This window comes from Deltaproteobacteria bacterium GWC2_65_14 (genome assembly GCA_001797615.1).
Taxonomy (GTDB): domain Bacteria; phylum Desulfobacterota; class Deferrimicrobia; order Deferrimicrobiales; family Deferrimicrobiaceae; genus GWC2-65-14.
Window position 1 is genome coordinate 2,288 of the sequence record MGPV01000052.1, and the last position, 8,997, is coordinate 11,284.

6 protein-coding genes and 1 pseudogene (1 of these 7 running past the window's edge) are annotated in these 8,997 nt (G+C 62.0%); all 7 read left to right on the plus strand.

All coding sequences use genetic code 11. The annotated features are described in order from the left end of the window. Positions 1–359: pseudogene (locus tag A2X88_03730) on the plus strand (hypothetical protein); it begins 436 nt to the left of the window's first position. Between the two features lie 414 nt (positions 360–773). Beyond that, positions 774–1,841 carry a two-component system response regulator gene (locus A2X88_03735; GenBank protein OGP33463.1) on the plus strand — a complete coding sequence of 356 codons (1,068 nt, stop codon included), beginning with the start codon at positions 774–776 and terminating at the stop codon, positions 1,839–1,841. Positions 1,842–1,907: 66 nt separating this feature from the next. Then, positions 1,908–3,359 (plus strand): hypothetical protein, encoded by a 1,452-nt coding sequence (locus tag A2X88_03740; GenBank protein OGP33464.1) that lies wholly within the window; start codon positions 1,908–1,910, stop codon positions 3,357–3,359. Between the two features lie 107 nt (positions 3,360–3,466). After that, the gene (locus A2X88_03745; GenBank protein OGP33465.1) at positions 3,467–3,667 is read left to right on the plus strand and encodes a hypothetical protein; all 201 of its coding nucleotides are present in this window, start codon (positions 3,467–3,469) and stop codon (positions 3,665–3,667) included. 84 nt (positions 3,668–3,751) lie between these two features. Continuing rightward, positions 3,752–6,679, plus strand: a complete 2,928-nt coding sequence (locus tag A2X88_03750) for a hypothetical protein (GenBank protein ID OGP33466.1) — start codon at positions 3,752–3,754, stop codon at positions 6,677–6,679. 293 nt (positions 6,680–6,972) lie between these two features. Then, a complete protein-coding gene (locus A2X88_03755; GenBank protein ID OGP33467.1) occupies positions 6,973–8,640 on the plus strand; it encodes a hypothetical protein in 1,668 nt (555 codons plus the stop codon). A gap of 33 nt (positions 8,641–8,673) precedes the next feature. Then, entirely contained in the window at positions 8,674–8,931 is a 258-nt protein-coding gene (locus tag A2X88_03760; GenBank protein OGP33468.1) for a hypothetical protein, read from the plus strand. Positions 8,932–8,997: the final 66 nt, after the last annotated feature.

Consider the following 8,997-nt stretch of genomic DNA (forward strand, 5'->3'; position numbering starts at 1 on the left):
TCGCCGTATCGATTGCCGTGGTGATCGGCTTTCTGGGGGGGCTGGTCGGGCAGGGAGGCTCGTTCATCCTCATTCCCCTGATGCTCTATGCCCTCCGTCTGCCAACCCGTGTGGTCATCGGGAGCAACCTGGCGGTCGTGTTTCTCGCCTCGCTCGCGGGATTCGTGGGCAAGGCGGCGACGGGGCAGGTGCCGCTGCTCCCCGCCGTGCTGCTCGTGCTCGCTGCGGTCCCGGGCGCCCAGATCGGCAGCATTCTCAGTCACCGCGCCAGCCCCCGATGGCTGCGAACCACGCTTGCGGTGGTGATCGCGTTGGCCGCGGTGGGCATGATCGCCGACGTCGTGGGCGGAGGGCAGTGACCTCCAGCGGGCGCCCATGGGGAACGATCTCGATAAGTGTGCCCAACTACTTGGCCGTCTCTGGTGAGTTCCTTTTTTCATCAGTATTGTCGGGGAGCCGGTTCATCCGATCCACTGCACCGACGCCCGTTCGGTTACCGGTGAGGGTGGATTTCGCAAGTTCCGCGAGAATGGGCCTCGTATGGGGGCCCATTTTCACTTCCGACGTTGTGAAGACCACCTGATCGACAAAGAAACGCGTCAACTCCTTGCGATCCTTAGGAGGCTGCGTTATCCCGGATCGAATGGATGAAGCGACCGAAATTTCCCCTTTGCCGTAGTTTCGGCACCCGGATGAATTCTGGAAAAGTCCCTAAAGACCTGGCAATCATATGTCGATATACCTTATAGATAAGGCTGTTCAGGAGGAAAGAATTGGACACTCAACAAAGAGGGAGGGTCCTGATCGTCGACGACGAGGCGGGGGTCGTCGATGTCATGGGAGCGATCCTCGAGTACCAGGGGTTTTCCGCCGAATCGGCCTCCGACGGGGTGGAGGGGCTGGAAAAAGCGAGGAAACTATCCCCGGATCTCGTCCTCCTGGACATCTCCATGCCCCGGATGGACGGGTTCGAGACCTGCAGGCTTCTCAAGAGCGATTCCGCCACCATGGGGATCCCCGTGGTGATGTTCACCTCCAACAAGGACCGCGAGTCGCGGATCAACGCCCTGAATGCCGGGGCGAACGACTTTCTCTCGAAGCCGGTGGACGGCACGGAGCTGATCGTCCGGGTGAACAACCTCCTCAAGGTCAAGAAGTACCAGGACGTTCTCGAGTCGCACAGCAGGATCCTCGAGATGCAGGTGCAGGATCGGACCCGCAAGCTTCGGGAGGCTCTTCTCGACACCGTGCAGCGTCTGACGCTGGCCGCCGAGTACCGGGACGAGGACACCTACGTCCACATCAAGCGGATCAGCTACTACACGGCGGTGGTCGTGAAGGAACTGGGGATCCCGCAACCGGAGGCCGACGTCATGTTCTACTCCGCCCCGATGCACGATATCGGGAAGGTGGGGATCCCCGATTCGATCCTCCTCAAGCCGGGGAAGCTCACTCCGCAGGAATTCGAGATCATGAAGACCCACACCACGATCGGGGGGCGGATCCTTCGGGGTTCGGAGAGCCCGTACCTGAAATCGGCCGAGAAGTTCGCCCTCTACCACCACGAGCGGTGGGACGGGAAGGGGTACCCGCATGGTCTGGAAAGGGAGGAGATCCCGATCGAGGGGAGGATCCTCAACATCATCGACCAGTACGATGCGTTGCGGAGCCGGCGCCCCTACAAGCCCCCCTTCGACCACGAGACGGCCGTGAGGATCATTACCGAGGGAGACGACCGCACGACCCCCCATCACTTCGATCCCGGGATCCTCGAAATCTTTCGGGCGAACTCCCGCAAATTCGAGGAAATCTTCGAGGCTCACCGGGAAATGTATGTGTGATCGCCCTCCCCCGATTTTCTCCCGGTTCAAGGTTGAATCCAAGAATTCGAAGGAAGCGGTATGAGAATGTCGAGATTTTCCGGGGAAGACACGGTGGCGCGGAAATTCGTCATCGCCTTTTCGGCGATGTTCATCATCCCCATGCTGCTGTCCACCTACCTGTTCATCGAGTACGTGGACGCCGTCCGCCGGGACTGGCTGCAACTCACCCTCTTTTCCGCGTCCGTGGCCGTGCTGGGCACGGGGGGCTTCTTTCTCTGCCGGTCCGTGGTCCAGGCCCTGCTGAAGGCCACCCGGGACGCCTCGGCCATCGCCGGGGGCGACCTGGACCGGCGCATGGACACGAACGTCGAAGGCGAGATCAGCGAACTCGCCAGGAATTTCAACCGGATCACCGGCCGGCTTCAGCAAACGATCGACAACCTGCAGTCCTCGAAAACACAGATCCAGACCCTGCTTTCGCAGGTCTGCGTCAGTTTCGGGCAGAACGTGGACATGTCGAACATGTTCGAGGTGTTCCTGCGGTCTCTTCTTACCCTGACCGGTCTCGAAGTGGGTGCGATCTTCCTGCTCTCTCCCGACGGGAGGGAACTTTCCTTATGCGCGTCGGTGGGCTTGAAAGAGGAGCTCCGTGGCACGGTCGTGCGGCAAGGGAAAGGGATCGTGGGATGGGTGGCTACCCACGGGCAGCTGGTGACCACCTCGGAATCGATGCCGTGGGGCAGGCCGGACATGCTCACGCCCCTGGAAAAGAGCATGCCCTGGGCGATCCACATCCCTTTGAGAACCAGCGAGAAAACCCGCGGGGTCATGAGCATCGGACTGGCGGCGGGCCAGCGGGAGATCACCGGAGAGGATCTTCTCACGGTCCAGAACCTGGCCACCCAGATGGCCGTGGCCGTCGAGAACGCCGAGCTGAAGGAGAGCATGGAAAAGACGTACGTGGAGACGGTTTCGGCACTGGCCACCGCCGTGGAGGCGCGGGACAAGTACACCCGGGGCCACTCCAAGCGGGTGACCGAGTTCGCGGTGGAGATCGCCGTGCGTATGGACCTCCCGGAAGCGTTCGTGAGAGACCTGGAGTCTGCGGCGCTCCTCCACGACATCGGCAAGATCGGGATTCCCGATCACATCCTGCACAACAGTGGGGCGCTTCCCCCGGACGGACTCCAGTTCGTCCTCGCGCACCCGATGGGAGGGGAGAACATATTGAAGCCGGTGGGATCCCTCGGGCGCCTGTGCCCGATCGTCCGCCACCACCACGAGCGATACGACGGGGAGGGATATCCGGACCGGCTGAGGGGTGAGGAGATCCCCCTGGCCGCGAGGATCCTTTCGGTCGCGGACAGTTTCGACGCCATGATCTCGGACCGCGCATACAAGCGCACCCGGACAAAGGAGGAAGCGATGGAGGAGCTTGCACGCTGCCGGGGGGCCCAGTTCGACCCGCACTGCGTGGATGTGTTCCTGTCCTATCTCCAAGAGAACTCCGAGGCGGGAATCCTTTGCATATCCTGAGCAGGAATCGTTCCCCGCGTGTCCACTTGTCCCCCCGGCCCTTTCTTCCGAGGGGCAAGGGCAGCAGGATCCCGGACCGGGAGGAACGAATGCGATGAAAGGGGGATTTGCGGAACCATGGTTCGCTCGAAGAATTTCACCCGGTTGTTTCTGATACCCCTGATCAAGAGGCGGCTCAGCTGCGGGAGCGCCTGAAGTTGGAGGAGCGGGCCCATGACCTCGAGAGGTCTCTTGGATACGCTCTCGCCAAGGTTCTTAGCGGGTTCATCCGGATTTGCGCCAACTGCAAAACCCGCCGAATCATCTAATCGTATATGCCGAAGCTCTCCTTCTCCAGCATTCGCGCCCGATTGATCCTCTGGGCTCTCCTGGTCATTGTTCCCAGCGGAGTATTGTTTTATTCCCATGCCCGGGAGATGAGGCATCATGCCGTCGAGCGTGCGAGGGAGGATGCGTCGAGTCTCATCAATTTCGCGGTCATCCACGAGGAGAAGATCCTTCGGGAGACGCAGCAGATTCTCGCGACGCTGGCGGAAATCCCGGTGGTTGTCCAGGGGGGGGAGCGTTGCGACGAACTCCTCGCACGGTTCCTGAAAAACTATCCGCGATATCTGAATTTCTCGGTGGCCCGGCCCGACGGGCTGGTGATCGGCAGTGCCATCCCATTCAAGGAGCCGGTGAACGCGTCCGGCCGGTTGTACTTCCAGGAGACTCTCAAGAACCGGGAGTTCACCATCGGCCAGTACCAGGTGGGTCTTATCACGGGGAAGCCTGCGATCAATTTCGGGTACCCGGTGTTGGACAATGAAGGGAAGGTCTCCGCGGTCGTCATTGCCGCCCTGGACCTGTCCCATGTGACAAAGTTCGAGTACGAGCTTGACGTTCAGACACCCGCAAACTCCACCCACGTGAAGCTCGACCGCAACGGAGCCGTACTGGCTTCTTATCCCGCGGTGCAACTGTTAGGGAGGGGAAATCCCCTGGAGAAGTCCTACTTCGAGAGGATCTCGAAGGAGAAAAAGGGGATGTTCGAAGCTGTTGGGGCGGACGGCGTGGAGCGGCTGTATCTGTTTTCCGACTTGGGCAGTACGCTCCACAAAGCGGACTTGTATATCCTTTTCGGCATTCCCACGAGTGGGCTCTTCGCGGAGTCCGGCAGGGAACTGGCCAGAAACCTTGTAATTCTTGCCGTGGTCTCGATGTTTGCGCTGGCGATGATGTGGTTCGGCGGGAACTTCCTGTTCCTGCGTCCCATAGGCGCCCTCGTTGGCGCGTCGAAGCGCCTGGCCGCAGGCGACCTCACGGCACGTTCCGGGCTGCCGCCCACCTATGGCGAACTCGGCGAACTGAGCAGGGTGTTCGACGAGATGGCGGGAGAGCTCGAGCGGGGCCAGGATGAGTCCCGGAGAATGTTGGAAGTTGCCGTGGAGAAGCAGGAGCTTGGAAACCGCCTGCTTTCTCTGACAAACAACGTCCCGGGGATGGTCTACCGGGGACATCGGGACTGGTCGGTGTCCTTCATCGGTGCCGAGGTGGGGCCGGTTACCGGTTATACCGCCGAGGAGTTCACGAGCGGGGCCGTGAGTTGGAAGACGATCATCCACCCGGACGACCTGGAAGAGGTCAAGGAAGCTTTCCGGAAGGCGACAAGGGAAAAGTCGGCCACCCTCCGCAGGGAGTACAGAATCCGGCGCAAGGACGGCGTCATCCGGTGGATCGAGGACCGGCGGCAGTTGATTTACGATGAAAGCGGCACCTTTTCCTATGTTGACGGATTGTTGCTGGACATCACGGAGCGTCGCCGGGGCGAGGAGAACCAGGCCCGGCTCGCGATGGCGGTCGAGCAGTCCGGCGAGGCGGTCGTCGTCACCGACCGCGAGGGGGTGATCCAGTACGTCAATCCCTCCTTCGAGCGCGTCACGGGATATTCGAGGGAGGAGGCCGTCGGGAAAAACCCCAGGGTCCTGCGCAGCGGGAAGCACGACGAGGCGTTCTATCGGGGATTGTGGGATACCCTTACGCGGGGAGAGGTCTGGTCCGGGCATTTCATCAACCGGAAGAAGGACGGATCGCTTTACGAGGAGGATGCCACGATCACGCCGCTACGCGATTCCTCGGGAGAGATCGTGAATTTCGTCGCCGCGAAGCGGGACGTCACGAATTTGATGTTGCTCGAGAAACAGGTGAGGATGGCCCAGAAGATGGAGTCGGTGGGCACCCTCGCCGGAGGGATCGCCCACGATTTCAACAACGCGCTGACCGGGATCATGGGGTATGGCGAGTTGCTTCGGATGCGGCTTGCCGGCGATCCGAAGGCGCAGGCGGACCTGGATGCGATCTCCAGAGCTGCGGAGCGGTCCGCAACCTTGACGCGGCAATTGTTGACCTTTGCCCGCCGACAGGTGGTCGAACCGGTCAACCTGGACGTACGCGACGTGGTGAACGACCATGTGAAGTTCTTTGCGAAGGTGGCCGGGGAACTGATCGAGGTCAGGACCTTCCTGGCCGAGGAGACTCCGACTGTTCGGGCAGACCGGGGGCAGATCCAGCAGGTCCTAATGAACCTGTACCTGAACGCCAGGGACGCGATGCCCGAAGGGGGGCAGCTCCTCGTGGAGACCGGTGCAGCGGCCCTCGATGAGGAATATGTCCGGAGTTACCCGTACATGAAACAGGGGCGCTACACGTTTCTGATGGTTTCCGACACGGGGATCGGGATGGACGAAGCGACCCGGGATCGGGTGTTCGAGCCCTTCTTCACGACGAAGGCGCCGGACAAGGGGACGGGATTGGGGCTTTCGGTGGTGTACGGGATCGTGAAGCAGCACAACGGGTTCATTCATGTGTACAGCGAGCCGGGGATGGGGTCGACCTTCAAGGTGTACTTCCCCGCGGTCGAGGATCCCCCGGATGTCAGGGTGCCTGTCAAGGCGGAACCGGTCCGGGGAGGCAGGGAGACCATCCTCCTGGCGGATGATGATGAATTGATCCGGACGCTCTCAGAGCGGATCCTGAAGGAACTCGGGTATACGGTGCTCCCGGCCCGCAACGGGGAAGAGGCCGTCGACCTGTTCCGGCAACACGGGGAGGATATAGCCTTGGTTGTTCTGGACGTGGTCATGCCGAGGATGGGGGGGAAGGAGGCGTTCGAGGCGATGCGGAAGGAGACCCCCGGGTTGAAGGGGATCTTCATGAGCGGGTATTCGGCGGATGCGATCCACAAGGCGTTCGTGATCCGGCCGGGCACCCCGTTTTTGGGAAAGCCGTTTTCCCCCACGGTCTTGGCGAGGAAGGTGCGGGAAATGCTGGACAAGACATGATGGCTGCGAAGTCTGCGTGACTCTCATGGATCCCTTTTGCCGGGGGTTATCCCAAAAGGAGAGCGATTTGAGTCTCCTCTTTGGAACTGCACAATAATCAAACGGAAACTGGGTCCAGGAAAAAATCCGTTAACGAGCGATCCGTAAAGATGGTTTCGATGGGGCGAAGCATTCGCCCGGTAACCTGTGTTACCCGGCGGGGAGACAAAACAGACTCGAACTATTTAGAAAAAAAGAGGGTTCTCCGGTGGTATACTTGCCTTCCCCGGTCAACCCAGCCAAGGAGGGAACGGATGAAAAGGACGCGCGCGCTGGGGTTCGTCGTCCTGCTGGCTGCGTTCACGGCATGGTTTGCGGCCGGCGGCACCGTCGCAGTGAAACAGGCATGGGGGGCGCCCGCGAAGGCGAAGGAGGAGGCGCCGGTCCAGGAAGCGAAGTGCTTCGACTGCCACGACGGGATCGAGGCGCTGAAAAAAGGGAACAGGCACGGGAAGGTCAACTGCGTCTCCTGCCACACCGGGACCGCCGCCCACCTCGCGGACAGCGACAAGAGGCCGGGCACGAGGTTCGACCACGAGGCGTGCGGCGCCTGCCACAAGGACCAGTACGAAACCTTCACCCGGCTCAACATGAAGCGGTTCGCCCGGGTGGAGAAGTCGCTCCTCACCGAGCGGGCTCCCAACCCCCTCTGGGACAAGCTGATGATGGGGCACGGCTTCACGAAGGAGCATGCGGCCCCCCGCAGCCACAAGTTCATGCTCGTCGACCATTTGATCGTCGACCGGGCGTACGGTGGGAGGTTCCAGTCGAAGACCGGATGGTCGTACGTCGCCGCCCCGGGAAACCCGAAGGCCTGGGACGTCCTGGAGGACCGGTACCCGGACTCGAAGGAGCACAAGGCGTTCCTCCCCGAGTCGGCGCCGGCGGCGAACCCGACCTGCCTGCAGTGCAAGACCCAGGACCAGATCCTGAAATGGAAATTCCTGGGAGACAAGGATGAGCGGGCCAAGTGGGACCGCACCTCGAACGTGGTGGAGTTCGTGAAGGACCTCCAGAACGGGTTGAACTGCTTCTTCTGCCACGACCCCCACGCGGCGAAGCCGCGGATCGTCCGGGACGCCCTGATCCAGGCGCTCGAGCGGCCGGAGAGGGACACCCTCTGGCACAAGGACCCCAGGGCGACGAAGATGAAGGTCGTCGAGTTCCGGGAGGGATTCCGGAAGATCGCCCTCCTGGAGAAGTACGACGCGAAGCTCCAGTGCGGGCAGTGCCACGTGGAGTACAACTGCAACCCGGGGTTCGACCCCAAGACGGGGGAGTACTCGATCCAGTCGTCCGACCGGCGGTCGAACCACTTCCCCTTCAAGGACGTCTTCCAGATCTACGACCACTACAACGCCCTGGGCTTCCGCGACTTCAAGCACGGGCTGACCGGCGGTCTCCTCTGGAAGGCCCAGCACCCCGAGGCGGAGACCTTCTGGAACTCCGTCCACGACCGCGTGGGGGTCTCCTGCAACGACTGCCACATGCCCAAGGTGAAGAACAGGCAGGGGAAGGTCTTCACGAGCCACTGGCAGACGACCCCCCGCCACTACCTCCAGGAGACCTGCCTCTCCGCGAAGTGCCACCCCAAGCTCACCCCCGATCAGGCGATCTACGAGATCGAGTCGGTGAAGAGCTTCGTCAAGGGCAAGATGCGGAAGGCGGAGTTCTGGCTGGGGAGACTGATCGACGGGATCGTGGAGGCGAGGAAGGCGGGGGTCGACGAGGCGGCGATCCGGGAGGCGCGGGAACAGCACCAGAAGGCCCACATCCTGTGGGAGTGGTGGACCGCGGAGAACTCCGACGGTTTCCACAACCCCGAGGCGGCCCGGGAGTCGCTCACCCGCTCCGTGGTGGAGTCGAAGAAGGGGATCCAGATATTGTCCGAGGCGATGGAGAAGAAGACGGCGGCGAAATAGCGCTCGGTCGCGCGGGCGGCCGAGGGACCCGTCGTGTTTCACCGGCGGGCGCTGCTGGGGTATGAAGCGCTCGCCCCCGGCTTCGTGAAGAAACTCCAGGGGGCTATCCCCGGATTCTCCCCGGCCGGAGAGGACCGGTATCGCGCCGACCTTCCCTCCGGCACCTTGTGGCTCCTTTCCCGGGAGCGGTACCATCTCGGACTCGCGGGGAAGGCGACGCGCGCGCAGGCCGAAGCGATCCTGTCGGATCTCGACGGCAGAGCGGTACGGTGGCTTTCCGGCCAACGGTAGAGAATCCTTCCCGGAGGCCCGGGTCACCGGATGGGGGAAGGATCGAGGATCCGGGAGATCCCGGGC